This window comes from Sphingomonas sp., assembly GCF_964263785.1.
GTDB lineage: Bacteria > Pseudomonadota > Alphaproteobacteria > Sphingomonadales > Sphingomonadaceae > Sphingomonas.
Genome location: NZ_CAXVWL010000022.1, coordinates 60,144 through 83,233 on the forward strand (window position 1 = coordinate 60,144; position 23,090 = coordinate 83,233).

Consider the following 23,090-nt stretch of genomic DNA (forward strand, 5'->3'; position numbering starts at 1 on the left):
CCGCGCGGTATCAACGCACGACGCCGCGACCGTGTTGCAGCGATTAGGCGATTCGTACTGAACGGCTGCGGAATGAGGTAGTTAGCGGACGTTCATCGAGCCCGCCGTCACCAGATGCGCTCGACCCCGAACGCATCGAACAGCACCTCGTTCGACACCAGCGGCACCCCGTCGACCAGCGCCTGCGCCATGAGCAAACGGTCGAACGGATCGCGATGCGAAGGATCGAGCTTGCCCGCGGCAATGGCATGGGCGAGCGTCACGGGCAGAGGGGTGCAGTCGGCAGCCGCAATCTCCTGCTCGAACGCCGCGGCGAGCGCGGCAGCGTCCGGCAGCTTGCCCAGCCGATGTTTGAAGCAGATCTCGTAGCCGGAAACGGCACTGACCAGAATTTCGTTGCCGGGGTCGTCGATCGCCTCGGCTGCGCGTTTCGACAGGCGCCGGTCGTTCCGCAACATCCAGAAGAGCGCGTGAGTGTCGAGAAGGACTCTCAAAGGTCCTTCTTCTCCCAACGATCGAGTTCGAGGTCCTCGTCCGCCCACGGCTCCAATATGGCGTCGCAGTCGCTACCCAAGCGACCTGCCATGGTCCCGATACGCGACCGGCGTGGCGCGGGCGGCGGGGCGGCGCGGACCAGCCGGATCACCGGTTCCTTGTTGCGTGTCACCGTCACCTCCTCGCCCGCGAGCACGCGCTCGATCAGGCGGGAGAGATGGGTTTTGGCCTCGTGCACGCTCACGCTGGTCATCGGCCGAACTTAGTCAAGCCGATGACTAAGCGCAAGCGAGCGACTTACGCCGCGATCTTCGCCCGGCTCGCCTTCTTGCGCTCGTTCGCATCCAGGAAGCGCTTGCGCAGCCGGATCGACTTGGGCGTCACCTCGACCATCTCGTCGTCGTCGATATAGGCGATCGCCTGCTCCAACGTCGCGCGCTTGGGCGGCGTCAGGCGGACCTGGTCGTCCTTGCCGCCGCTGGCGCGGAAGTTGGTCAGCGCCTTGGTCTTCATCGGGTTGACCTCGAGGTCGTCGGGCTTGGCGTTCTCGCCGACGATCATCCCCTCGTACAGCGTCTCGCCGTGCCCCACGAACAGGATGCCGCGCTCCTCGAGCGGCCCCAGCGCATAGGAATTGGCCTCGCCCGAGCCGTTGGAGATCAGCACGCCGTTTTTGCGGCCCTCGATATTGCCCTTGTGAGGGCCATACTTCTCGAACAACCGGTTCATGATCCCGGTGCCGCGCGTGTCCGACAGGAACTCGCCGTGATAGCCGATCATGCCGCGGCTGGGCGCGGAGAAAGTGATGCGCGTCTTGCCGCCCGTCGATGGGCGCATGTCGGTCATCTCCGCCTTGCGCAGGTTCATCTTCTCGACAACCGTGCCCGAATGTTCGTCGTCGACGTCGATGATGACGGTCTCGTACGGCTCGGTCTTCTTGCCGTTCTCGTCCTCGCCGAACAGCACCCGCGGGCGGCTGATGCCCAGCTCGAAGCCCTCGCGGCGCATCGTCTCGATCAGCACGCCCAGCTGGAGCTCGCCACGGCCAGCGACTTCGTAGCTGTCGCGGTCGGCGGCCTCGGTCACCTTCACCGCTACGTTGGACTCGGCTTCGCGGAACAGGCGGTCGCGGATCATGCGGCTGGTCACCTTGGTGCCCTCACGCCCCGCCATCGGTGAGTCGTTCACCGCGAAGCGCATCGACAGGGTCGGCGGATCGATCGGCTGCGCATGCAGCGCCTCGGTCACCGTGATGTCGGCGATGGTGTTGGCGACGGTAGCGACCGAAAGCCCGGCTAGGCTGATGATGTCGCCGGCCTTGGCCTCCTCGACGGGCACACGGTCGAGCCCGTGAAACGACAGGATCTTCGACGCACGCCCGGTCTCGACGACCGTGCCGTCGTCGCCCAGGGCGTGGATCGGCTGGTTGATCTTGATCGTCCCCGAATTGACGCGACCCGTCAGGATGCGGCCGAGGAACGGGTCGCGGTCGAGCAGCGTCACCAGGAAGGTGAACGGCACGTCCTCCACTTCCACCGCCGGCGGCGGGACATGTGCGACGATCGTCTCGAACATCGGGATCAGCGTGCCTTCGCGCGCATCCATGTCGATCGAGGCATAGCCGTTGCGGCCCGAGGCGTAGAGCACGGGAAAGTCGAGCTGCTCGTCGTTCGCGTCGAGCGACACGAACAGGTCGAACACCTCGTCGAGCACTTCCTGGATGCGCGCATCGTTGCGGTCGACCTTGTTGACGACCACGATCGGCTTGAGGCCCAGCGCCAGCGCCTTGCCGGTGACGAACTTGGTCTGCGGCATCGCGCCTTCGGACGAATCGACCAGCAGGACGACGCCGTCGACCATCGACAGGATACGCTCCACCTCTCCGCCGAAATCGGCATGGCCCGGCGTGTCGACGATGTTGATGCGGATGCTCTCGCTCGCCCCCGGCGGCGTCCAGTCGACCGAGGTCGGCTTGGCGAGAATGGTGATCCCGCGCTCCTTCTCGAGGTCGTTGGAATCCATCGCGCGCTCTTCGATGCGCTGGTTGTCGCGGAACGTGCCCGACTGGCGGAACAGCTGGTCGACCAGCGTGGTCTTGCCGTGATCGACGTGCGCGATGATGGCCACATTGCGGAGGCTCATGGGAATGCTTTCGATTGTGCGAGAAGGGATTGCCCGAAGCCTTAGCGCAAATGCTGCGCCGCGGGAAGTGGGGGAGGTCAGGCGGTCGTCCAATCCTCCAGCCGCAGCCCGTCCACACGCTGGAACTCGCGGACATTGTTGGTGACGAGCGTCAAGTCGCGCGCCATCGCCTGACCGGCGAGCAGAATATCGTAGGGACCGATCGGCGTACCGATGCGCTTCAGAACAGCGCGGACTTCACCGGCGACACGGGCATCCACGTCGTCGAAGTCCAGCCGCGGAAAGCGAATAGCAGCAATGGCTTCCAGTGTTGCCCGCTGCCGCGTGCCGTTGAAGGCGCCGAAAAACAGCTCGTGCGCGACGATCGAGGACAAGCCGATAAGCCGGTGCTGAGCGACCATCCGCCGCACCAGGGCAGCTTGAGAATGATTGATCCAGTGAATGACCGTATTGGTATCGACCAGATACCGGATCACCGCAGATGCGCCCATTCAGGCAGCGTTTCAGGCCCGGGGCGCTCCTCCAGAATGATTCTTGCGGTTTCGTCGTCCATCGAACCGGCGAGCCGTTCGACCCAAGCTCCGTCGTCATCTTCGTCAAGTGCAGGTTCCAAGATCACTCGGTCGCCCTCGCGGTGGATGAGTACCTCCTTGCCCTCGAACCGGAACTCCTTCGGCAACCGAACCGCCTGGCTGCGCCCCGTCCAGAACAGCTTGGCGTGGTCGCGAATGGGGCGCATCTCGTTCATCGCCGTTCTCCTGGTAGCTACCAACGATATATACCCTTGAGCTACTGTCGCAAGCGTATTATGGCGGTGATACACTTGAACGATGCGTGCAAGCCCGTCATCTTGGGCAGGGACATGAAGGGGTAGCGAGCATGGCGACGACCACAGAGACGATCACCGCCGAGCCCACGCTGGTACTGACGCCGCCCGACCCCGTGCCCGTCGTGCAAGCGGAGAAATCCGCCGGGCTCGTCCCCGTCGACCCCGGCACCAGGTCGAAGCTGGAGGAGCGGGTCGACAGCTTCGTCACCGATCTGGTCGCGCAGGACGTCAACAGCCCCGAGTTCGGCAAGCGCGTCGATGCGCTCACCGCAATGGGCGCCAAGGAAATCCGCGAGGCCGCGGGCCAGTCCAACCGCTTCCTCGACCGCCCGGTGCGCGCGATGGACAAGGACTCAGGGGTAGGCAGCGACCTGGCGCAGCTCCGCCGGATCATCGAGGACCTCGATCCGGGCAAGCGCGGCAATCTGTCCGCGCCCAAGAAGCTGTTCGGCATCATCCCGTTCGGCTCCAAGATGCGCGACTATTTCGACGGCTACAAATCCTCGCAGACCCACATCAGCGCGATCCTGAAGAGCCTGGCGGGCGGCAAGGACGAGCTGCTGATGGACAATGCCGCGATCGATACCGAGCGCGCGAACCTGTGGGCGGCGATGGGGCGGCTCGAACAGATGATCCATCTGTCCAAGGTGATGGACGCCAAGCTCGAGGATACCGCCAACGACCTCGACCACACCGACCCGGCCAAGGCGAAGGCGCTGCGCGAGACCGCATTGTTCTACACCCGCCAGCGCACGCAGGACCTGCTGACCCAGATGGCGGTGACGGTGCAGGGCTATCTCGCGCTCGACCTGGTCAAGAAGAACAACGTCGAGCTGGTGAAGGGCGTCGACCGCGCATCGACCACCACCGTCTCGGCGCTGCGCACCGCGGTGACGGTGGCGCAGGCGCTGACCAACCAGAAGCTGGTGCTCGAACAGATCACCCAGCTGAACACCACGACCGCCAACATCATCGATTCGACCGGCAAGCTGCTGCGCGACAACACCGCGCGTATCCACGAACAGGCGGCGTCCGCGACGATCCCGATCGAGGTGCTCCAGCGTGCGTTCCAGAACGTCTACGACACCATGGACGTGATCGACACGTTCAAGCTGAAGGCGCTCGATTCGATGAAGACGACGGTCGGCACGCTATCGAACGAGGTCGAGAAATCGCGCGGCTATATCGCGCGCGCCGAGGGGCAGGCCCAAGGGCAGACGGGGGGCTCGTCGGCGCTGACCGGACCGTCCGCACAGTTCAAGCTGGAGTCGCTGTGAGCCCCATCTCCTCCGAAGTGGACGAGCAGATCGAGCGCGCGCGCGCATCGATGGCGCGCATTTCCGCCGACTACCGCGACAGCGCGCGCGGGGCGATCCGCGGCCACTCGCGGCGGATCAGGCGGGGCGCCACGACGATCGGCCGCCGCGTCGCGCTGATCGCCGCCGCCAACGCGGTCCTGCTGCTCGCCGCCGCGATCGTCGGCGCGACGCTCTTCCCGCTCGGCATCTTCGGCGCGCTTGCGGTGCTGCTGATGATGGTCGCGGTCACCCTCGCCATCGCACTCGCCCCCGTCGCCAAGCCGCCGACCGAGGCCAAGCTGCGCGAGGCCGACATCAAGGTCCTGCCCGCGCGCACCGAACGCTGGCTGGAGGCGCAACGCCCCGCCCTTCCCGCGCCCGCCCGGACGATGATCGACCGTATCGGCGTGCGGCTGGAGGCGCTCTCGCCGCAACTCGCCGCGCTCCACAACGCCAGCGAACCCGCCTTCGAGGTTCGCCGCCTGATCGGCGAACAGCTCCCCGCCTTCGTCAACGACTATGCGCGCGTGCCGCCAACGCTGCGCACCACCCCGCGCAACGGCCGCACGCCCGATGCCGAACTGGTCGACGGCCTCAAGCTGATCGAGCAGGAGATCGGCGACATGACCCAGCGCCTGGCACAGACCGACCTCGACGCGCTGTCGACCCGCGGACGCTTCCTGGAGATGAAGTACAAGGACGAGGCGTAGCCCCCTCAGGCGCGGCGGAAAAGACGAAGGAGCGCCCGTTGCTTCATCCAACAACAAGAACGTTGCTGAAAGTATAAATTAATTCAGGGAAACATGATTGTGGGAAAGTACGTCGAGAGTTCATTGTTGCCGAACGAAGCGATTGTTGCGGAAGCAAAGCCGCATTGGGCAATGTTCATCGCACCTGGCCTGGTGATCCTGCTGGGACTTCTGGCGGGCAAAGCCGGAGGTGTGTTCTTTTTCATCGGCGTTGTCTGGGCCGTTTTCCGTTTTCTCGTGTGGCAGACGACGGAGCTGGCAGTGACCAACAAGCGGGTCATCGCCAAATCGGGTATCATCCGCCGCAACGCCATAGACGTATCGCTCACGAAGGTAGAGGGCGTCAGTTACAGGCAAGGCATCATCGGCCGTATCTTTGGCTACGACTCGATTCTCGTGCGCGGAACCGGCGTCGGCCAAATTCCCGTTCCCTTCATTGCTCAACCCGAATTTTTCAAACATGAAGTTGGACGCACGTTGCACGCATAGCACCGTTCGAGGGCACGTGGTGGCGGGCATCACCGATCGCGCACGCGCTGATGTGCGACGTTTTCGGTCCGTAACACCGATGCCCTCCGCCGCTGGGCAACGGCCTCGAGCGTCGAGGCCGCGCTTGTTCCGGTGGACACTCGACCCGAGCCGCGCCCGACCTCGGTTCCGCTCCCGCCGGCGTCGCGTCAGCCCCCCGTCGCCGCCCGCGCCCGCTTCGCCAGCCGCGCCACCGCCGCGGCATGAATTGCCGGTGCGCTGACCAGCACGCCGAACTCGTGCGGGTCCGCCTTGTTGAACGCGAGCGGTGCGCCCAGCGCATCACTCACCCGCGCGTGCGCCTCGCTCGCGATCAGTGCGGCGGCGGCAATGTCCCATTCGTTGCCCCAGCGCAGGGTCGCCACTAGGTCCACCTCGTCCGCCGCCACCATCGCGATGCGCAGCGCGATCGAATTGGGCTTGGCCACGGTCGCGAAGTCCCGGTCCGCCTTGGGCAGCGCGTTGGTCGGCACGCGTGCGCCCGCAAGGGCGCCGCGCGACGACGCCCGCAAGACCACGCCGTTTCGAGTGGCGCCGCCGCCCGCGGTCGCCATCCAGACCTCGCCGCGCGCCGGCGCATCGAGCACCCCGATCACCGGCTGCCCGTCCTCGACCAGCGCCACCGACACGCACCATCCGTCGCGCCCGCGGATATAGTCGCGCGTGCCGTCGATCGGGTCGACCACCCACACGCGAGCGCACGCCAGCCGCGCCGGCTCGTCGACGGTCTCCTCCGACAGCCACCCCGCATCCGGCAGCAACGCCGACAGTCGCGCGCGCAGCATCGCATCGATCGCCAGATCGACCTCGCTCACCGGATCCCCGGGCGCCTTGTCCCAGCGCCGGAAGTCGGTCCGCCACCGGTCCATCGCCAGCGCCCCGGCCTCCCGCACGACCGCGGCGACCGCCTCGGCAAGGCCCGCCTCAGCCACTCGCAACGGTCATGCCATCGATCCGCAGCGTCGGCACGTTGACGCCGTAGCGGAACTCCAGGTCGTTGGCGGGCACCAGCGCGCGGTACATGTCGCGCAGGTTCCCCGCAATCGTGAACTCCGCGACCGGCCCGGCAACGGCCCCGCCCTCGATCCGGAACCCCGACGCGCCGCGGCTGTAGTCGCCGGTGACGCCGTTGACCCCCTGCCCGATCAGCTCGGTGACGTACACGCCGTCCGCGATATCGCCGATCAGCGTCGCGACGGGCACGTCGCCCGCCTCCAGGTACAGGTTGCTCGTCGACACCCCCGGCGCGCCGCCGACCCCGCGCGCGGCATGGCCGGTCGGCTCCAGCGCGAGCTGGCGCGCAGAGGCCGAATCGAGCAGCCATGTCTCCAGCACCCCGTCCTCGACAAGTGCCGTCGGCGACACCGGCAGCCCCTCGCCGTCGAACGGCCGCGAGCGCAGCCCGTGCGGCCGGTGCGGATCGTCGCGGATCGTGATGCCGGGCGCGAACACCGGCGTCCCCAGCGCCTCCAGGAGGAAGCTCGTCCGCCGCGTGATCGCCTGACCCGAGATCGCCCCGACCAGATGGCCGATCAGCGACGCGCCGACGCGCGGATCGAACACCACCGGCATCGCCCCGCTTGCCACCCGCCCTGGGTTAAGCCGCGCAACCGCACGCTCGCCCGCGCGCCGGCCGATATCCTCGGGCGCCTCCAGATGCCGACGCAGCCGCGTCGAATGATGCGCATAGTCGCGCTGCATCCCAGCGCCCTCGCCGCCGAGCACGCTGGCCGATATGCCGTAGCCGGTGGCGGCATAGGCCGCTGCAAAGCCGTGGCTGGTCGCCAGCGCCCACACCATCCGCGACGCGCTGGCGCCGCCCCCCTCGCTGTTGGTCACGCCGGGGACGCCGCGCGCCGCATCCTCCGCCGCCAGCGCGGCATCGCGCAGCGATTCGGGGCTCGCCTCATCCCGCCCGTTGCTTGCAAGATCGTCGATGTCGAGCAACGGCGCCGCGCCACGCATCAGCCGTGCTTCGGGCGCGAGCCCGGCCCAGCGATCCTCCGGCGCCTCGCGCGCCATCGCCACCGCACGCTCGACCAGCGTGTCGAGCGCCGCGGACGACAGGTCGGAGGTGGACACGCTGGCCGAGCGCGCCCCAACGAACACCCGCAGGCCCAGTTCGGCGCTTTCGGACCGGCCGACATCCTCCAGCTTGCCGAGCCGCACCGACACGTCGAGCGCGGCATCCGCGGCGAACACCGCATCGGCGGCATCGGCACCCGCGGCTTTGGCGCGGGCAACGATATCGTGAGCGCGGTCTTTGGCTTGGTCTGGAGTCAGCATGACCGCGACTTAAGCGGCGGCGCGGCGGGGTGCAACCAAACCCTCCCTGACCCCGGAGCGCTAAACCACCGTCCCCACCACCACGCACGCGAGAAACACCAGTAGCCCCGCGAACCGATTCGACCGAAACAGGGTCAGCGCCCGCGTTCCCGCCCGGTCGAGCGAGGCCACCTGCCACGCGAAATGCGCCGCCACCGGCAGCAGCGCGGCCAAGGCCAGCGGATCGCCGCGCACCTGCCACACCGCCGCCGCCCACAAGATCAGCGCCAGCGCGTAACAGAGCGCCACCCCCGCCCGCACATGCCGCCCCATCCTGAGCGCCGACGACCGCACCCCGATCAGCGCGTCGTCCTCGCGGTCCTGCAGCGCATAGATCGTGTCGTACCCGACCACCCAGGCGATCGCCCCCGCATAGAGCAGCGCGGTGCCCGCGGAGAACCCGCCCGCCACCTCGCTCCACCCGACCAGCGCGCCCCAGGAGAAGACGATGCCGAGCCACGCCTGCGGCCACCAGGTGACCCGCTTCATGAACGGATAGGCCGCCACCGGCGCCAGACTCGCCACCGCCACGCTTGCAGCAAACGGTGTCAACTGGACCAGCACCATCAGCCCGACGAGGCACAGTGCCACCAGCCACCCCCAGGCGACCCGCACCGACACCAGCCCGCTCGGGATCGGCCGCGCCGCGGTGCGCGCCACCTGCGCATCGAGGTCGCGGTCGACGATGTCGTTGTAGACGCACCCCGCCCCGCGCATCGCGATGCTGCCGACGAGCAACCACCCGATCAGCTGCCTGTGCGAGACCGCACCGCCCGCCAGCGCCACCCCCCAGGCGCCGGGCCAGAACAGCAGCCACCAGCCGATCGGCCGGTCGAACCGCGCCAGCATCGCCAGCCCGCGCAAGCCCGGCGGCAGACGCGCGACCAGCCCGCGATGCTGGCTGTCGGGAACGATCTCTGCGGCCATACCCCTGCGCCTACGAACGTGGGCATAGGCGCGCAAGCCTGCCCGCGCTATCGGCGGATCGTGGCACGCATTCCCCTCTCATGATCGGCCTGTCGGTCGCGATCGGCCGCTTTGTCGAGGCGCTGTTCTGGGCGATCGCGCGCGTCGCCGGAGTCATCTCGCTCGCCGCGATCGCTGGCGCGGCGGTGCTCGGCGGATTGTGGCTGCTCGGCCGCGCATTATGGAAGCGCAAACGCCAGTGATCGCCACCCCCGCCTGGCCGCCGCAATCGACCCCGCGGCTCTACGTCGCCAGCCCCCTCGCCGCGGGGCCGCTGCGCCTCGAGGGCGGCGCTGCGCACTATCTCGCCACCGTCATGCGCACGAAGCCGGGCGATCCGGTCAAGCTGTTCGACGACCTGACCGGCGAATGGCTCGCGGTCGCCACCTCGGTCGGCAAGCGCGATCTGCAGCTCGACGTGACCGAACGACTGCGCGTGCGCGAGATCGTCCCCGACCTGTGGCTTTGCGCCGCGCCGCTCAAGAAGGGCCGGGTCGACTGGATGGCCGAAAAGGCGTGCGAGCTCGGCGTCGCCCGGATGGTCCCCGTCGTCACCCGCCGCACCGTGGTCGACAAGCCCAACACCGATCGCCTGCGCGCGCACATGATCGAAGCCGCCGAACAATGCGGTCGCACCGCGCTGCCCGAGGTTGCCGACGCGGTGAAGCTCCCCGCCCTGCTTCGCAACTGGCCATCCGGGCGCACGCTGTTCTTCGCCGACGAGACCGGCGGCCTGCCCGCGGCGGACGCGATGCGGGCCCATCCCGGCCCCGCCGCGATCCTGATCGGCCCCGAAGGCGGCTTCGACGCCGACGAGCGCGACGCCATCCGGGCCTGCGCGCAGGCGATCGGCATCGGCCTCGGCCCCCGCATCCTGCGCGCCGACACCGCCGCCGCCGCCGCGGTGTCGGTGTGGATGGCGACGCTCGGCGACTGGCGATAAGTCCGGGCTGTCCTACAGCGATTCGCCGGTCTAAAGCCGGCCATCCGCTCTTTGACATCGCAGCCCGACCACCCGTACGACGCCCGCGAACGTATCGCGTTGGCCTCACCTTAGCCTCACTTTCCGCGCGCAACCCGGGGCAGCCCGACACCTGCATTGGCCTCACCGTCCGTCCGGCGGCGCAACCCTATGGCGTGCCCGTTCATCCCCGCGTAAGGCGCCGCGCATGACGACCAAGACGGTTTCCAACAGCAACGCCAAGACCATCGAGTCGCGCGACCAGCTCATCGCCAGCTTCGCGGGTGGCGAGAAGCCGAAGGACGCCTGGCGGATCGGTACCGAGCACGAGAAGTTCGTTTATCGCACCGCCGATCACGCCGCGCCCTCTTACGACCAGCCCGGCGGTATCCGCGACCTGCTGATGGCGCTGACCGAACATGGCTGGAAACCGGTCGAGGAAACCGGCCCGCACGGCACGAATGTGATCGCGCTGTCGGGCGCCGACGGGTCGGTCAGCCTGGAGCCCGCGGGCCAGTTCGAGCTGTCGGGCGCGCCGCTCGAGAATCTCCACCAGACCTGCGCCGAGACCGGCCGCCATCTCGAGCAGGTCAAGGCCGCGGGCGCGAAGCTCGGGCTCGGCTTTCTCGGCCTCGGCATGTGGCCCGACAAGACCCGCGCGGTCCTTCCGGTGATGCCCAAGGGCCGCTACGACATCATGCGCCGCCACATGCCCCGCGTCGGCACGATGGGCCTCGACATGATGCTGCGCACCTGCACGATCCAGGTCAATCTCGACTATGCCTCCGAAGCCGACATGGTCCAGAAGTTCCGCGTCGGCCTCGCGCTCCAGCCGCTCGCCACCGCGCTGTTCGCCAATTCGCCGTTCCTGGAGGGCAAGCCCAACGGCATGCTCTCCTATCGCAGCCACATCTGGTCCGACACCGATCCCCACCGCACCGGCATGCTGCCCTTCGTGTTCGAGGACGGCTTCGGCTACGAACGCTACATGGAGTACGCACTCGATGTGCCGATGTACTTCGTCTACCGCGAGGGCCGCTACCTCGACGCCGCGGGCCTGAGCTTCCGCGATTTCCTGACAGGCGATCTCTCGATCCTTCCCGGCGAGCGCCCGACGATCGAGGACTGGACCGACCACCTTTCCACCGCTTTCCCCGAAGTGCGGCTGAAGACCTTCCTCGAGATGCGCGGCGCCGATGGCGGCCCGTGGAGCCGCATCTGCGCGCTGCCCGCCTTGTGGGTCGGCCTGCTCTACGACCAGGGCGCACTCGATGCCGCGTGGGACCTGGTCAAGGATTGGACGCTCGACGAACGCCAGGCGCTGCGCGATGCGGTGCCCAAGCTCGCACTCGACGCCCCCCTTCCCGGCGGCGGCAAGTTGCGCGACATCGCGGGGCAAGTGCTCGACATCGCCCACGCCGGCCTGGCGGCGCGCGCACGCACCAACCGCTCGGGCGATAACGAGACCGGCTTCCTCGATCCTCTCCACGAGATCGTCCGCGGCGGCAAGGTCCCCGCCGAAGTGCTGCTCGAGCATTATCACGGTGCCTGGGGTGGCGACGTGTCGAAGGTCTACGGCGAGCTCAGCTTCTGAGCCACGCGAAGAACCGCGGAACGGGCGCGTTGCGGTCCATCCATTCGCTGTAGACGATATAGCCCGGGTCGAGCGACAAATGCCGCTCCTCGGTCTTCGCCCGCCACCAGTAGACGCCGGATACCGCCGCCAGGATCAGCGTTGCGCGCGCGGCATCCACCACGCTGCCGGTCGTCAGGATCGGAATCGTCGACACCCACCAGAACAGGTTTTTGGCCAGATACGCCGGATGCCGCGACCAGGCATAGGGCCCGTGCGTCAGGATACCGCGGTTGGTCAGGTTCGAGAATCGCATGCCGAACGCGACGGTCGCCCAGGCATAGACCGCGGTCAGCCCGACCAGCATCGCCCCCGTCGCCGCGAGCAGCAGCGGGTGCCCCCCGAACCAGTGCGTCCAGTCCGCGGTACCGGGATGATAGTCGAGCGGCCCGCCCGCCTCCATCAGGATGAACGGCGGATAGCAGATCAGCGCCGCTGCCCAGCCGGCCGCAAACGGCGTCGCCGATCGGATATGCGCATCGAGCGGCCGAAAGGTCAGGCAGTAACCGACCGTCGCGAACGCCACGTCGACCACGAACATCAGCGTCGTCAGCCCGCCCGCCAGCGCCACCGGATCGCGCCAGGACCCTTCCCATCGGATGAGGCTGCCGAACCCGGCGGGCACGATCGCCAGCATGAACGCCAGAAAGAACGCCTTCACCCCCCAGGCGCGCAGGTGGGCATGGATCGCTGCGGCCTCGCTCCCCGGCTGTCCGGTCAACCACAGGCCCAGATGCCAGGCGCCGTCGCGCGGCTCGATCAGCCGCCGGTCGAACCACAGCACATATGGCACCGACACGACGAACAGCGCCGGCGCCGCCCACCCCAGGCACCACATCGCAAAGGCGAAATTGCCCTGCCAATAGAACCGCCCGGTCGCATAGATCAGCGCGATCGCGCCCCATGTCGCCCACAGCCCCGCCAGCTTGGTCAGGCTGATACCCCGCGTCTCGCGCCATGGGCGCACCGCGGCCCAGTCTATCCCCGTCGAGGCCGAGCGATGCACCTTGTCGACGGCAAGCGACCACAGGATCATCGGCACGCCGCACGCCGCGACGTCGACCAACGCCGCATAACGCCCATCGAGCCCCCAGACCCGCGCCACCGCGATCCACACCGCGACCCCCGCCAGCCCCGCCAGCCCCACCCCGTGGCTCACCGCCGAGCGCGGTCGCGAATCGGTGCGCGCGGCACGGACGAATTCGGGATCGTGATACATTGCAAGCGGCCTAGCCGCGCGATGGTAAGCATCGCGTAAACCATCTGGCGGTTGACCGCCCCCGCCCGCTTGTGGCACCGGCATCGGGCGCCACGCGGGTGTAGCTCAATGGTAGAGCAGAAGCCTTCCAAGCTTACGACGAGGGTTCGATTCCCTTCACCCGCTCGCCGCAGCGTGCATGCGCCTGCGGCGCGGGACGCGCAAGGCCGGCCGGCGTAGCGCAGCTACGGTCGACGCGGCTTTGCCGCAGCGCATCGGCCCTCGGTATTCGCACGCATGAAGGCGCACCCATGACCGATCTCGCCATTCTCTACGAACACCCCGAATGGTTCGCGCCGCTGTTCGCAGCACTCGACCGGCGCGGCGTCGATTACTGCGCGATCCGCCCCGAAGGCGCCTGGGACCCGGCCGGCTCGCCACCTCCCGCACGCGTGGTGTTCAACCGCATCGCGATGTCGAGCTTCCTGCGCAGCGGCGAGCACCCGATCTTCCATTCGATCGCATTGCTCGATCACTGGCGGCGCGGCGGCGCAGCGATCGTCAACGGGCCCGAGGTTCTGGCGATCGATTCGTCCAAGGCGCGCCAGCTCTCGCTGATCGCCGGGCTCGGTCTGGCGGTGCCGCGCACCCGCGTCGTTCACCGCGCCGCGGACGTGCCGGACGCGGCGCAGGCGATCGGCTTTCCGCTGGTGGTCAAGGCGAATATCGGCGGATCGGGCGCCGGGATCGTCCGCTTCGACAGCCTCGCCGAGCTGCGCGCCGTCATCGCGGAGGGCGCACTGCCGCGAAGCATCGACGGCGTGCTGCTGGTCCAGGACTTCGTGCCCGCGCGAGACGGCACGATCACCCGCATCGAGACGCTCGACCGTCGCTTCCTCTACGCACTCGATGTCGCGGGCGGCGGCGCGTTCGACCTGTGCCCGGCGGACGCCTGTGCCGCGCCCGGCGCGCCCGCGATCCGCATGCAGGCCGTTGGTCCGGGCGCGACCTTGCGCGACGCCGCCGAGCGGATTGCCCGCGCGGTCGATCTCGACGTCGGCGGGGTCGAGGTGATGATCGACGATCGCGACGGCACGCCGCGCTTCTACGACATCAACGCGCTGTCGAACTTCGTCGCCAGGCCGATCGACGTGCTCGGCTGGGACCCGCACGAGCGGCTCGTGGATTACCTGCTCGAGCGGATCGAGAGGCTTTGATGCGTTACGGATATTGGACGCCGGTGTTCGGCGGATGGCTGCGCAACGTTGCCGACGAGGGGATGGAGGCGAGCTGGGACTATACCAGGCGGCTGACCCAGAACGCCGAGCGCTGGGGCTACGACCTGACGCTGATCGCCGAGCTCAACCTCAACGACATCAAGGGCATCGAGCAACCCGCGCTCGACGCATGGTCCACCGCCGCCGCGCTCGCCGCCGTCACCGATCGTGTCGAGCTGATGGTCGCGGTCCGCCCCAATTTCCACCACCCCGCGCTGTTCGCCAAGGCGGCGGCGAACATCGACCGCATCTCCGGGGGCCGCCTGGCGCTCAACGTCGTCTCGTCCTGGTGGGCCGACGAAGCGCAGCAATACGGCCTGCAATTCGACCAGCACGACCATCGCTATGCGCGCACCGAGGAATGGCTCGCGGTCGTCGACGGCCTGTGGACCGAGGAGCGCTTCACCTTCGCAGGTCAGTTCTACACCACCGACGCCGCGATCTGCGCGCCCAAGCCCGCCAAGCGGCCGACCGTCTACGCGGGCGGCGAGAGCGAGAAGGCCAAGGCGATGATCGCCGCGCACTGCGACGCCTATGTCATGCACGGCGACCCTGCCGCCGCGATCGCCCCCAAGATCGCCGACATGGCCGCGCGTCGTGACGCGGCAGGCGGGGCGCCGATGCAATATGGCATGGCCGCCTACGCGATCGTCCGCGACAGCGAGGCCGAGGCGAAGCGCGAGCTCGACCGCATCACCACCGTCGCCGAACTCCCGGCGGGCTACGCCAATTTCGACCAGTGGCTCTCGGGCACGCAGCTCGAACGCGAACTGAAAGTGCAGGAATATTCGGTATCCAATCGTGGCCTTCGCCCCAATCTGGTCGGCACGCCCGAGCAGCTCAAGGAGCGCGTGGCGGAATATGAAGCCGCCGGGCTCGACCTGCTGCTGCTGCAGATGAGCCCGCAGGCAGAGGAAATGGAACGCTTCGCGGTCCAGGTCATGGGGACCGCCTGACACCCGGACGTCCGGGCCGAAGCCGCAAAAGCCGCAAGGTGGTGGACAGGGATGGATTCGAACCATCGTACGCTTGCACGGGCAGATTTACAGTCTGCTGCCTTTAACCACTCGGCCACCTGTCCAGGGGCTTGCGTTAGCAGGCGGGCCCAATGCCGAACGCCGGACCCCCTGTCAACGGCGCAGGTCGAGGCACAGCTCGGGGGGTTGCGGACCGGGGCCCGCAACGCCTAGCAGGCCGCATCACCAAAACGGGATTGCCGATGCGCCGCCTACTCCTCGCCGCTGCCATGCTAACGACGCCCGCCCCCACGAGCTTGGCCGCGCAGGACCGCGACGCGCAGACCGCACGCATCGTCGACGAGGGCACCAATCACAGCCAGGTGATGTCGACCGTTCAGCAGCTGACCGACGTCATCGGCCCACGGATGACCAATTCCCCCGCGATGCGCCGCGCCGAGGCGTTCACCGCCGCCAAATTCGCCGAATGGGGCCTCAGGAACGTCCACAAGGAGGGCTTTCCCTTCGGTCGCGGCTGGTCCATCGAGCGCTCCAGCGTCCGCATGGTCACCCCCCGCGCGATCCAGCTCACCGCGATTCCGATCGCCTGGACCCCGGCCGCACAGGTCAGCGCCCCCGTCATCGTCGCGCCGATCCGCCGCGAGCGCGATTTCGACAAGTGGCGCGGGCAATTGAAAGGCAAGATCGTCATGATCTCGCTCCCCGGCACCGGCGACGAGCCCGGCGAAGCGCCGTTCCAGCGCCTCTCGGACGCCGACATCGCCAAGCTCGACACCTTCGACCAACCGCGCAACGACCCCGAGGCACAAGCGCGGCGCCTCAGGCGAGTCGGCTTCCCCAAGGCGCTCGACGCGTTCCTGAAGGCCGAAGGCGCGGTCGCCTATGCCACCCGCTCGCGCGGCGACGGCAAGCTGGTCCACGGCGAAGGCTATCTGTTCGAAAAGCGCGACGACCCGCAGGTTCCCGGCGTCGAGATCGCCGCCGAGGACTACCGTCGCCTTGCGCGCCTGGCCAGGATCGGCCCCGCGCCCACGCTTGAGATCGCCAGCGACGTCCGCTTCGACGACAGCGACATCAACGCCTACAACATCGTCGCCGACATTCCTGGCACCGACCCGAAAGCCGGCTACGTCATGGCCGGCGCGCACCTCGACAGTTGGGTCGCGGGCGACGGCGCCGCCGCCAAAGCCGCGGGCTCGGCCCTGGTGATGGAGGCCGCGCGCATCCTCGCCGCCACCGGCGTCCGCCCCAAACGCACGATCCGCTTCGCGCTCTGGGCGGGCGAGGAGCAGGGCCTGCTCGGCAGTCTGGCCTATATCGACCAGCACCTCGCCACCCGCGGCGACCCGGCCGCGCCGAAGCTGAACGGCGACCGCGCCTATTACGGCTGGCCCAACCGCTGGCCCATCGCCCCCAAGCCCGGCTATTCGCAGCTGGTGGCCTATTTCAACATCGACAACGGCTCGGGCAAGCTGCGCGGCCTGTATGCGGAAGGGAACGCCGCGGTCGTGCCGATCTTCCGCGACTGGCTCGCCCCCTTCGACGCGATGGGCGCCTCCAGCGTCGTCGCGAGCCGGACGACGGGCACCGACCACGTATTCCTCCAGTCGATCGGCCTGCCCGCCTTCCAGTTCATCCAGGACCCGCTCGACTACGACAGCCGCATCCATCACACCTCGATCGACACCTACGATCACCTGCGCGCCGACGACATGCGCCAGGGGTCGATCGTGCTCGCGGGCGTGCTGCTGCGCGCCGCCAACGCCGACAAGCCGCTGCCGCGCGGGCCGCTGCCGACCAGACCGGTCGTCACCGATCCGCTGGCCTATTCGGCGGATGAGGATTGAGGGAGCGGGACTGATGGCACGCAAGGGACACCGCCCGAGCACCGGCGTCGGCAACCGCCCGCGCTTCTGGGGCCGCCACGCGGTCACCGCCGCGCTGGCCAACGACTCACGTACCGTGCGCAAATTGTGGGGTACGCGAGAGGCGCTGGCCGGGCTCGATCTGCCCCCGACCCTGTCGGTGACCTTCGCCGAAGTGACCGACCTCGGCCGCCTCGTCCCCGCCGATGCGCCGCATCAGGGCTTGGTGGCGGAGGTCGATCCGCTGGACGAGATGTGGCTGGCCGACCTGCTCCACGCCGGCCGCGACGATACGCGACCGTTGATCGTCCTCGACCAGGTGACCGACCCGCACAACGTCGGCGCGATCCTGCGCTCGGCGGCCGCCTTCGACGCGCTCGGCATCGTGACGCAGGACCGCCATGCGCCGCCCGAGTCGGGCACGGTCGCGCGCGCCGCTTCGGGCGCACTGGAGACCGTCCCCTGGGTCCGCGTCGTCAACCTGGCGCGCGCGCTGGAGGAGATCGCCGAGGCGGGCTTCTGGCGGGTCGGCCTGACCGGCCACGCGGAACAGACCTTCGCGCAGGTAATCGGACAGCAACGCATCGCCATCGTGCTGGGTGCCGAGGGCGAAGGCATGCGCCAGAACACCGAAACGCACTGCGATCAGCTCGCCCGGCTGCCGATCTCGGACAAGGTCGAAAGCCTCAACGTCTCCAATGCCGCGGCGATCGCGCTGTATGCGGTCGCAGCGCGGTAGCTTTACGACGGCGTTCGCGCGTTTGGAGCCCATGGTCGTCACCCCGGACTTGATCCGGGTACCGCTTCTTCTTCACACTCCACAGCGCATCGGCTTTCAGAGGCGTCGTAGAAATGCGGCCGGCCATGTGCGCAAGCGGTCGCATCGCTTCTGTCCTACAAACCGCATCATGTGTCATGATCGTCAGCGACTCGACCGCTGTGCCGATTCAGCTTTTTCTCATCGCTGATGGCCGCCGCGTTTACGCGTCAACCTGTGTCAACGCCCGCCAACTCGCGCTGACCGACACCCTGTAGGATGTGACTTTCGAGTGACCTTTCAATGGGCAGGGGGGGGCGTCGGCAAAGCCGCCGTCGATCGGGTTCGGCGAGCCGACCCGTCGTCCGGGCTTGCGCTGCGCTGACGCGCATCGGCGCGGGCATGACCGCGCCTGCGCTTCGCCTCAATCCTCCGCCGCGATCCGCACCCGCAGCCCGTCGAGCGCATCCGTGAACGGCACCTGGCACGACAGTCGCGAGGTCGCGTCCCGGTCCGCGGTCGAATCGAGAAGGTCGTCCTCGTCCGGGCTCATCGCCGGCAGCAGCGCCACGAAAGCCGGATCGACATGGACATGGCACGTCGCGCACGAGCAGCAGCCACCGCACAGCGCCAGCAACTCGTCGATCCCGGCATCGCGGATGACCTCCATCACCGACAGCCCTGCCTCGCCGTCGATCTCGCGTTCTTCCCCTTCGCGCGTCGTGACGATAAGTGTCGGCATGCCTCAATCCTTCCAGGTTCCCCGCGCCCATGCCGCGCGTAACGTCGCGGATCAAGCATGGGCCGAGAAATCATGGGCCTGACCGCCGAGCAATTGCGCACCTCTCTGGATGCGCTCGCCGCCGCCGAGCCCGCCTTCGCCGCGGCGCTGGCGCATGCGGGCTACCCCGCCCCGCGCATCCGCGAGCGCGGCTACCAGACCCTGCTGCGAACGATCGTCGGCCAGCAGGTAAGCGTGAACGCGGCGGACGCGGTCTGGCGCAAGCTCGAGGCGCTGGTCGGCGACGCGACCGATCCGCACGCGGTCGCCGCCGCCAGCGACGAGGCCCTGCGCGCTTGCGGCTTCTCGCGTCAGAAATCGAGCTACGCCAAGAGCCTGGCCGAGGAAGTCACCAGCGGACGCCTCGACCTCGACCACCTGCCCGCAGACGACGAGGAAGCCATCGCCCAGCTGACCCGCGTCAAGGGCATCGGCCGCTGGTCCGCGGAAATCTACCTGCTCTTCGCCGAGGGCCGCGCCGACATCTGGCCCGCGGGCGACCTCGCGGTGCAGATCGAGCTCGGCCGCATCCTCTGCCACGACGCACGGCCATCGGAAAAGCTCACCCGCGCCCTGGCGGAGGCCTGGCGCCCCCACCGCGGCGCGCTCGCGATCTTCACCTGGCACCATTACGGCGCCGCCGCCGCCGACGCCGCGCCGGTCTAGCCACCCGCGGTTCATGCCCGGCGTGCTTTAAGCGAAAGCATGGCATTCGCCCGCTCCGACACGCGCAACCGCATCGCCGCCGCGCTCGGTGCGGGCGCGGTGCAGGCGCTGCTGATCTATGCGCTGGTCATGGGCCTGTCGTTCCACCTGCCCGCCGCGCTCGACCGCGGGCTGGCGCTGTTCACCGTCGCCCCACCCGCCCCGCCGCCGCCGCGCACGATCCCCGAGCGCCGCCGCAGCCACCGCCGCGAAGGCGCAGCCTCCCCGCGCAACCTGCGTTCGCAAGCCACCGAGATCGTCGCGCCGCCGCCGATCGTCCCCCCACCCGTCGCCTCGCCGGTGATCGCCGCGCCCGTCGCAGGCACCGGCGCCCAGGCGTCGCAAGGCGCGTCCGACCGGCCCGGCCCGGGCACCGGCAGCGGCGGCGTCGGCAACGGCACGGGCAGCGGCGGGTCGGGCGACGGGGATGGAGACGGCTTCGACACCCCGCCGCGCTGGAAAAGGGGCCGGATCAAGGATTCCGACTACCCCCGCGCCGCGGCGGAGGCGGGCGCCAGCGGCAATGTGTCCGTCCGCTACCTGATCGAGCTGGACGGCCGCGCGAGCCACTGCGTCATTACGAAATCCAGCGGCAATCTGGACCTCGACGAGACCACGTGTCGCCTGATCGAACAGCGCTTCCGCTACGATCCCTGGCGCGATGCACGCGGCCGGCCGGTGCTGGGGTACGTCGTCCGGGACAACGAATGGGTGCTGGATCATGTGCCGGCCGACCCATCGTCCGTCCGCTAGATCGACGCGAAGAACGCGCCGTCGATCGCGACCTCCTCGGTCAGGATTTCGCGCACGCTGACGCCCAAACCCTTGTCCTTGAGCAGTTCGCACAACAATTCCCCGTCGACCAGGTCGATCGCGGGCGCGCCGTCGCGGGTCGCCTCCCGCCGGGCATCCGCTGTGAAGCTGCCGGTGGTGATGATCAGCCCCTCGTCGGCCCGGCCTTGCATCGCACCACGGAAGTCCCGCACCGTCGGCGACGAGACGGAGCCCGCATACCGTTTGCACTGGAACAGCACCTGAAACGAGATAAGGTTCATTCGCAGCACCCCGACGCCGTCGATACCGCCGTCACCCGACTTGCCCGTGACCTCGACCTTCACGAAACCGCTCTCCCGCAGCAGCCGCTGGCACAATCGCTCGAACCCGGTCGGGTCCATCGTGCGCAGCGCCGCAAGCAATGCATCGCGCCAGTCGCCGGTATCCCCCGCTTCCTCCTGTGCTGCGGTCGGCAGCGCCGGCAGCGGATCGGGCTCCGCCTGTGCCGCAATCGACGCTTCCTTGCGCCGGAGGTTATAGGCGCGGATCGCTTCGGCGACGAGCGGCCGGATCATGGCTTCGCCGCCCGCCAGCGCCTCGCGCCCTGAATCGGTCAGCACCCACACGCCGCGGCGCTCATTGGCGAGAAGACCCGCGAGCTTCAGATAGCTGCGCGACCAGCTCAGCTTGTCGGGTACGATCAGCCAACCGCTCTTCTCGTACGTGGCGGCGAGGTCCGCGTCGCTGAAGGCGAACTCGGCGACGAGCCGCTCCTCGATCGCCGCCGATCCGCCGAGTGTATCGAGCAGCCGCAGGATCGCTAGGTAGAAATCATCCTTGCGAAGATCGGTGATGGCCATGCCGTTGTCTGACGTCCACGCGCTGGCATGGCAACCTTTGCGCCTATCCCGCTCGCGTCCACCGCTGCGTCTTGCAGAAAAAGCTGATGCATCCCTTCACCTTCAGCGACCCGTCGCGCTCGCGGCTGACGATCGACTTATAGCTCTTGCCGTCCTCGGGGTTGTAGATCCGCCCGCGCCAGTCGGCGCCCGCATCGGCGAAGGCCGACAGGATCGGCACGCCCACCATCGGCCGGGACCGCAGCGCCGCATCGGGGTTGTTCGAATCGCGCCCGGTCGCGCCCGGTGGCGCCTTCAGCACCCGTTCGACGCGGCCGCACAGCTGTCCTCCACACGGCGCAATGGCGATCACCGCCTTGCCGTCCTCGGTCAGCCAGCGCCCGGTGATCGGCATCGCCGCGTCCGCTGCGCCGGGGAGCATGAGCAGGGCAAGCAGGGGCAGATATCGCATGTGGGTCTCCGGCTGACGGCGCGGCAGTACTGACACAGGTTGATGAACCCGGCGTGACGCATGCTTGCCGGTGCGCCTGCGATCCGGCAAGACCGCGCCCGATGACGCCGCCGTTCGACGCTCCCCTGACTTCCCCCACGATCGGCCGTTCGCTGGCCGACAGCCACCGCTCCGTCGCGGTGCCCGACGCCGGCTCATTCCTGCGCCGCCTGTTCGCGTTCGTCGGGCCCGGCTATCTGGTCGCGGTCGGCTACATGGACCCGGGCAATTGGGCGACCGACATCGCCGGCGGTTCGGCGTTCGGCTACACGTTGTTGTCGGTCATCCTGCTGTCGAACCTGATGGCGATCGTCCTCCAGGCATTGTCGGCGCGGCTCGGCATTGCCGGCGGGCTGGACCTCGCGCAGGCCTGTCGCGCGCACTATTCGCGTCCCGTCTCGTTTGCCTTGTGGGTGCTGTGCGAGATCGCGATCGTCGCATGCGATCTGGCCGAGGTGCTCGGCACCGCCATCGCGCTCAAGCTGCTCTTCGGGGTGCCGCTGGTCTGGGGCGTCTGCATCACCGCGCTCGACGTGTTCCTGATCCTCGCGCTCCAGCGCTACGGATTCCGCAAGCTCGAGGCATTCATCGTCGCGCTGCTCGTCATCATTGCCGGCTGCTTCGCGTTCGAGCTGGCGCTGGCGAGTCCCGATTGGGGCGGCGTCGCGCGCGGACTGATCCCGACGCCCGGCATCGTCACCGACCCGGCGAAACTCTACATCGCGATCGGCATCCTCGGTGCGACCGTGATGCCGCACAACCTCTATCTCCATTCCTCCATCGTCCAGACCCGCCGCTTCCGCCAGGACGACGCGGGCAAGCGCAACGCGATCAAGATGGCAACGATCGACGGCACCGTCGCGTTGGGCCTAGCCTTCTTCATCAACGCCGCGATCCTGATCCTCGCGGCTGCTACCTTCCATGTCGCCGGGCGTACCGACGTCGCCGATATCGACCAGGCCTATACGCTGCTCGCCCCCATGCTGGGGATGGGTGCCGCAAGCATCGCCTTCGGCATCGCCCTGCTCGCCTCCGGACAGAATTCGACAGTCACCGGCACGCTCGCCGGCCAGATCGTGATGGAGGGCTTCCTCGACCTCAAACTCCCCGTCTGGCTGCGCCGCATGGTCACCCGCCTGTTGGCGATCGTGCCCGCGGTGGTCGTCGTCGGCATGGCGGGCGACGGCGGCGCGATGCGGCTGCTGGTGCTCAGCCAGGTGGTGCTGAGCCTGCAACTCCCCTTTGCGGTGGTGCCGCTGGTCCGCTTCACCGGCGACCCCGCGGTCATGGGGCGCTTCGCGAGCCCGGCGTGGGTGAAGGCGGTCGCGTGGGGCATCGCGGGCATCATCATGACGCTGAACGCGACGCTGCTCTGGGGCATGCTCTGACCGTCCGTTCGCCCTGAGCGAAGTCGAAGGGCACGCTTCCCCAAGTGCTTCGACTTCGCTCAGCACGAACGGCCAGGACAGATACTTATCCC

Annotated in this window: 25 protein-coding genes and 2 tRNA genes; 14 read left to right on the plus strand and 13 right to left on the minus strand. The window is 68.3% G+C overall.

The annotated features are described in order from the left end of the window. Positions 1-107: 107 nt before the first annotated feature. From ACE5C1_RS03410 to ACE5C1_RS03430, 5 genes are all read right to left on the minus strand, one after another. Positions 108-494 carry a type II toxin-antitoxin system VapC family toxin gene (locus ACE5C1_RS03410; protein ID WP_374942659.1) on the minus strand — a complete coding sequence of 129 codons (387 nt, stop codon included), beginning with the start codon at positions 492-494 and terminating at the stop codon, positions 108-110. Next, entirely contained in the window at positions 491-748 is a 258-nt protein-coding gene (locus tag ACE5C1_RS03415; RefSeq protein WP_374942660.1) for a type II toxin-antitoxin system Phd/YefM family antitoxin, read from the minus strand. Before ACE5C1_RS03415 ends, ACE5C1_RS03410 begins: the two co-directional genes overlap by 4 nt. 44 nt (positions 749-792) lie before the next feature. Beyond that, positions 793-2,637 carry a translational GTPase TypA gene (typA, locus tag ACE5C1_RS03420; RefSeq protein ID WP_374942661.1) on the minus strand — a complete coding sequence of 615 codons (1,845 nt, stop codon included), beginning with the start codon at positions 2,635-2,637 and terminating at the stop codon, positions 793-795. A gap of 77 nt (positions 2,638-2,714) precedes the next feature. Continuing rightward, the gene (locus ACE5C1_RS03425) at positions 2,715-3,128 is read right to left on the minus strand and encodes a type II toxin-antitoxin system VapC family toxin (protein ID WP_374942662.1); all 414 of its coding nucleotides are present in this window, start codon (positions 3,126-3,128) and stop codon (positions 2,715-2,717) included. Continuing rightward, on the minus strand, positions 3,110-3,385 hold the full coding sequence (locus ACE5C1_RS03430; RefSeq protein WP_374942663.1) for an antitoxin: 276 nt from the start codon (positions 3,383-3,385) through the stop codon (positions 3,110-3,112). Before ACE5C1_RS03430 ends, ACE5C1_RS03425 begins: the two co-directional genes overlap by 19 nt. A 131-nt stretch (positions 3,386-3,516) precedes the next feature. Here ACE5C1_RS03430 and ACE5C1_RS03435 point away from each other — a divergent pair, with 131 nt between their 5' ends. The 3 genes from ACE5C1_RS03435 (at position 3,517) to ACE5C1_RS03445 (ending at position 6,002) form a co-directional block, all read left to right on the plus strand. Beyond that, complete coding sequence (locus tag ACE5C1_RS03435) at positions 3,517-4,743, plus strand: toxic anion resistance protein (RefSeq protein ID WP_374942664.1); 1,227 nt, start codon at positions 3,517-3,519, stop codon at positions 4,741-4,743. Beyond that, positions 4,740-5,474 (plus strand): hypothetical protein, encoded by a 735-nt coding sequence (locus ACE5C1_RS03440; RefSeq protein ID WP_374942665.1) that lies wholly within the window; start codon positions 4,740-4,742, stop codon positions 5,472-5,474. The genes ACE5C1_RS03435 and ACE5C1_RS03440 overlap by 4 nt, the downstream gene beginning before the upstream one ends. Before the next feature lie 93 nt (positions 5,475-5,567). Next, positions 5,568-6,002: a PH domain-containing protein gene (locus ACE5C1_RS03445; protein ID WP_374942666.1), complete on the plus strand. Its 435-nt coding sequence runs from the start codon at positions 5,568-5,570 to the stop codon at positions 6,000-6,002. Positions 6,003-6,190: 188 nt separating this feature from the next. On the opposite strand, the gene ACE5C1_RS03450 is transcribed toward ACE5C1_RS03445, so the two are convergent. From ACE5C1_RS03450 to ubiA, 3 genes are read right to left on the minus strand one after another with little or no spacing between them, the layout of a single operon-like run. After that, positions 6,191-6,973 (minus strand): 3'(2'),5'-bisphosphate nucleotidase CysQ, encoded by a 783-nt coding sequence (locus ACE5C1_RS03450; protein WP_374942667.1) that lies wholly within the window; start codon positions 6,971-6,973, stop codon positions 6,191-6,193. Continuing rightward, positions 6,966-8,327, minus strand: a complete 1,362-nt coding sequence (locus ACE5C1_RS03455; protein ID WP_374942668.1) for a TldD/PmbA family protein — start codon at positions 8,325-8,327, stop codon at positions 6,966-6,968. Before ACE5C1_RS03455 ends, ACE5C1_RS03450 begins: the two co-directional genes overlap by 8 nt. A 60-nt stretch (positions 8,328-8,387) precedes the next feature. Beyond that, complete coding sequence (gene ubiA, locus ACE5C1_RS03460; protein ID WP_374942669.1) at positions 8,388-9,293, minus strand: 4-hydroxybenzoate octaprenyltransferase; 906 nt, start codon at positions 9,291-9,293, stop codon at positions 8,388-8,390. Between the two features lie 80 nt (positions 9,294-9,373). Here ubiA and ACE5C1_RS03465 point away from each other — a divergent pair, with 80 nt between their 5' ends. The 3 genes from ACE5C1_RS03465 (at position 9,374) to ACE5C1_RS03475 (ending at position 11,887) form a co-directional block, all read left to right on the plus strand. Then, positions 9,374-9,535 (plus strand): hypothetical protein, encoded by a 162-nt coding sequence (locus ACE5C1_RS03465; RefSeq protein WP_374942670.1) that lies wholly within the window; start codon positions 9,374-9,376, stop codon positions 9,533-9,535. After that, a complete protein-coding gene (locus ACE5C1_RS03470) occupies positions 9,532-10,275 on the plus strand; it encodes a 16S rRNA (uracil(1498)-N(3))-methyltransferase (RefSeq protein ID WP_374942671.1) in 744 nt (247 codons plus the stop codon). The genes ACE5C1_RS03465 and ACE5C1_RS03470 overlap by 4 nt, the downstream gene beginning before the upstream one ends. Positions 10,276-10,501: 226 nt before the next feature. Continuing rightward, complete coding sequence (locus ACE5C1_RS03475) at positions 10,502-11,887, plus strand: glutamate--cysteine ligase (RefSeq protein ID WP_374942672.1); 1,386 nt, start codon at positions 10,502-10,504, stop codon at positions 11,885-11,887. Here ACE5C1_RS03475 and ACE5C1_RS03480 read toward each other — a convergent pair. Further along, positions 11,877-13,145, minus strand: a complete 1,269-nt coding sequence (locus ACE5C1_RS03480; protein WP_374942673.1) for a methyltransferase family protein — start codon at positions 13,143-13,145, stop codon at positions 11,877-11,879. The two genes, ACE5C1_RS03475 and ACE5C1_RS03480, sit on opposite strands and share 11 nt — an antisense overlap. 94 nt (positions 13,146-13,239) lie before the next feature. Here ACE5C1_RS03480 and ACE5C1_RS03485 point away from each other — a divergent pair. From ACE5C1_RS03485 to ACE5C1_RS03495, 3 genes are all read left to right on the plus strand, one after another. Continuing rightward, a tRNA-Gly gene (locus ACE5C1_RS03485) sits at positions 13,240-13,310 on the plus strand. A 125-nt stretch (positions 13,311-13,435) separates the two neighbouring features. Beyond that, positions 13,436-14,341, plus strand: coding sequence for a RimK family alpha-L-glutamate ligase (locus ACE5C1_RS03490; protein ID WP_374942674.1), 906 nt, complete (start codon positions 13,436-13,438; stop codon positions 14,339-14,341). Next, a complete protein-coding gene (locus ACE5C1_RS03495) occupies positions 14,341-15,357 on the plus strand; it encodes an LLM class flavin-dependent oxidoreductase (protein ID WP_374942675.1) in 1,017 nt (338 codons plus the stop codon). The genes ACE5C1_RS03490 and ACE5C1_RS03495 overlap by 1 nt, the downstream gene beginning before the upstream one ends. 39 nt (positions 15,358-15,396) lie before the next feature. Here ACE5C1_RS03495 and ACE5C1_RS03500 read toward each other — a convergent pair. Further along, positions 15,397-15,482: transfer RNA gene (locus ACE5C1_RS03500), tRNA-Tyr, on the minus strand. 138 nt (positions 15,483-15,620) lie between these two features. On the opposite strand from ACE5C1_RS03500, the gene ACE5C1_RS03505 reads away from it, so the two are divergent. Continuing rightward, positions 15,621-17,225 carry a M20/M25/M40 family metallo-hydrolase gene (locus tag ACE5C1_RS03505; RefSeq protein WP_374942676.1) on the plus strand — a complete coding sequence of 535 codons (1,605 nt, stop codon included), beginning with the start codon at positions 15,621-15,623 and terminating at the stop codon, positions 17,223-17,225. Positions 17,226-17,238: 13 nt separating this feature from the next. Next, the gene (gene rlmB / locus ACE5C1_RS03510) at positions 17,239-17,982 is read left to right on the plus strand and encodes a 23S rRNA (guanosine(2251)-2'-O)-methyltransferase RlmB (RefSeq protein WP_374942677.1); all 744 of its coding nucleotides are present in this window, start codon (positions 17,239-17,241) and stop codon (positions 17,980-17,982) included. 442 nt (positions 17,983-18,424) lie between these two features. On the opposite strand, the gene ACE5C1_RS03515 is transcribed toward rlmB, so the two are convergent. Continuing rightward, positions 18,425-18,742 carry a 2Fe-2S iron-sulfur cluster-binding protein gene (locus ACE5C1_RS03515; protein ID WP_374942678.1) on the minus strand — a complete coding sequence of 106 codons (318 nt, stop codon included), beginning with the start codon at positions 18,740-18,742 and terminating at the stop codon, positions 18,425-18,427. A 72-nt stretch (positions 18,743-18,814) separates the two neighbouring features. Between ACE5C1_RS03515 and ACE5C1_RS03520 the strand changes: the two genes are divergently transcribed. Both ACE5C1_RS03520 and ACE5C1_RS03525 read left to right on the plus strand, forming a co-directional pair. Then, positions 18,815-19,447, plus strand: a complete 633-nt coding sequence (locus ACE5C1_RS03520; RefSeq protein WP_374942726.1) for a DNA-3-methyladenine glycosylase family protein — start codon at positions 18,815-18,817, stop codon at positions 19,445-19,447. A 39-nt stretch (positions 19,448-19,486) separates the two neighbouring features. Further along, on the plus strand, positions 19,487-20,239 hold the full coding sequence (locus ACE5C1_RS03525; RefSeq protein ID WP_374942679.1) for a TonB family protein: 753 nt from the start codon (positions 19,487-19,489) through the stop codon (positions 20,237-20,239). On the opposite strand, the gene ACE5C1_RS03530 is transcribed toward ACE5C1_RS03525, so the two are convergent. Together ACE5C1_RS03530 and ACE5C1_RS03535 are read right to left on the minus strand one after the other, a co-directional pair. Continuing rightward, a complete protein-coding gene (locus tag ACE5C1_RS03530; protein ID WP_374942680.1) occupies positions 20,236-21,120 on the minus strand; it encodes a restriction endonuclease in 885 nt (294 codons plus the stop codon). The two genes, ACE5C1_RS03525 and ACE5C1_RS03530, sit on opposite strands and share 4 nt — an antisense overlap. Before the next feature lie 43 nt (positions 21,121-21,163). Further along, complete coding sequence (locus tag ACE5C1_RS03535) at positions 21,164-21,571, minus strand: DUF2147 domain-containing protein (protein WP_374942681.1); 408 nt, start codon at positions 21,569-21,571, stop codon at positions 21,164-21,166. A gap of 101 nt (positions 21,572-21,672) precedes the next feature. Here ACE5C1_RS03535 and ACE5C1_RS03540 point away from each other — a divergent pair, with 101 nt between their 5' ends. Continuing rightward, positions 21,673-22,998, plus strand: a complete 1,326-nt coding sequence (locus ACE5C1_RS03540; RefSeq protein WP_374942682.1) for an Nramp family divalent metal transporter — start codon at positions 21,673-21,675, stop codon at positions 22,996-22,998. Positions 22,999-23,090: the final 92 nt, after the last annotated feature.

Bases quoted from the DNA above. Each gene is read 5' to 3' on its own strand.
- typA (WP_374942661.1), bottom strand. From the start codon at position 2,637: ATGAGCCTCCGCAATGTGGCCATCATCGCGCACGTCGATCACGGCAAG.
- rlmB (WP_374942677.1), top strand. From the start codon at position 17,239: ATGGCACGCAAGGGACACCGCCCGAGCACCGGCGTCGGCAACCGCCCG.
- ubiA (WP_374942669.1), bottom strand. From the start codon at position 9,293: ATGGCCGCAGAGATCGTTCCCGACAGCCAGCATCGCGGGCTGGTCGCG.
- ACE5C1_RS03455 (WP_374942668.1), bottom strand. From the start codon at position 8,327: ATGCTGACTCCAGACCAAGCCAAAGACCGCGCTCACGATATCGTTGCC.
- ACE5C1_RS03535 (WP_374942681.1), bottom strand. From the start codon at position 21,571: ATGCGATATCTGCCCCTGCTTGCCCTGCTCATGCTCCCCGGCGCAGCG.
- ACE5C1_RS03425 (WP_374942662.1), bottom strand. From the start codon at position 3,128: ATGGGCGCATCTGCGGTGATCCGGTATCTGGTCGATACCAATACGGTC.
- ACE5C1_RS03480 (WP_374942673.1), bottom strand. From the start codon at position 13,145: ATGTATCACGATCCCGAATTCGTCCGTGCCGCGCGCACCGATTCGCGA.
- ACE5C1_RS03495 (WP_374942675.1), top strand. From the start codon at position 14,341: ATGCGTTACGGATATTGGACGCCGGTGTTCGGCGGATGGCTGCGCAAC.
- ACE5C1_RS03515 (WP_374942678.1), bottom strand. From the start codon at position 18,742: ATGCCGACACTTATCGTCACGACGCGCGAAGGGGAAGAACGCGAGATC.
- ACE5C1_RS03520 (WP_374942726.1), top strand. From the start codon at position 18,815: ATGGGCCTGACCGCCGAGCAATTGCGCACCTCTCTGGATGCGCTCGCC.
- ACE5C1_RS03445 (WP_374942666.1), top strand. From the start codon at position 5,568: ATGATTGTGGGAAAGTACGTCGAGAGTTCATTGTTGCCGAACGAAGCG.
- ACE5C1_RS03490 (WP_374942674.1), top strand. From the start codon at position 13,436: ATGACCGATCTCGCCATTCTCTACGAACACCCCGAATGGTTCGCGCCG.
- ACE5C1_RS03465 (WP_374942670.1), top strand. From the start codon at position 9,374: ATGATCGGCCTGTCGGTCGCGATCGGCCGCTTTGTCGAGGCGCTGTTC.
- ACE5C1_RS03415 (WP_374942660.1), bottom strand. From the start codon at position 748: ATGACCAGCGTGAGCGTGCACGAGGCCAAAACCCATCTCTCCCGCCTG.
- ACE5C1_RS03530 (WP_374942680.1), bottom strand. From the start codon at position 21,120: ATGGCCATCACCGATCTTCGCAAGGATGATTTCTACCTAGCGATCCTG.
- ACE5C1_RS03525 (WP_374942679.1), top strand. From the start codon at position 19,487: ATGGCATTCGCCCGCTCCGACACGCGCAACCGCATCGCCGCCGCGCTC.
- ACE5C1_RS03540 (WP_374942682.1), top strand. From the start codon at position 21,673: ATGACGCCGCCGTTCGACGCTCCCCTGACTTCCCCCACGATCGGCCGT.
- ACE5C1_RS03430 (WP_374942663.1), bottom strand. From the start codon at position 3,385: ATGAACGAGATGCGCCCCATTCGCGACCACGCCAAGCTGTTCTGGACG.
- ACE5C1_RS03435 (WP_374942664.1), top strand. From the start codon at position 3,517: ATGGCGACGACCACAGAGACGATCACCGCCGAGCCCACGCTGGTACTG.
- ACE5C1_RS03475 (WP_374942672.1), top strand. From the start codon at position 10,502: ATGACGACCAAGACGGTTTCCAACAGCAACGCCAAGACCATCGAGTCG.
- ACE5C1_RS03505 (WP_374942676.1), top strand. From the start codon at position 15,621: ATGCGCCGCCTACTCCTCGCCGCTGCCATGCTAACGACGCCCGCCCCC.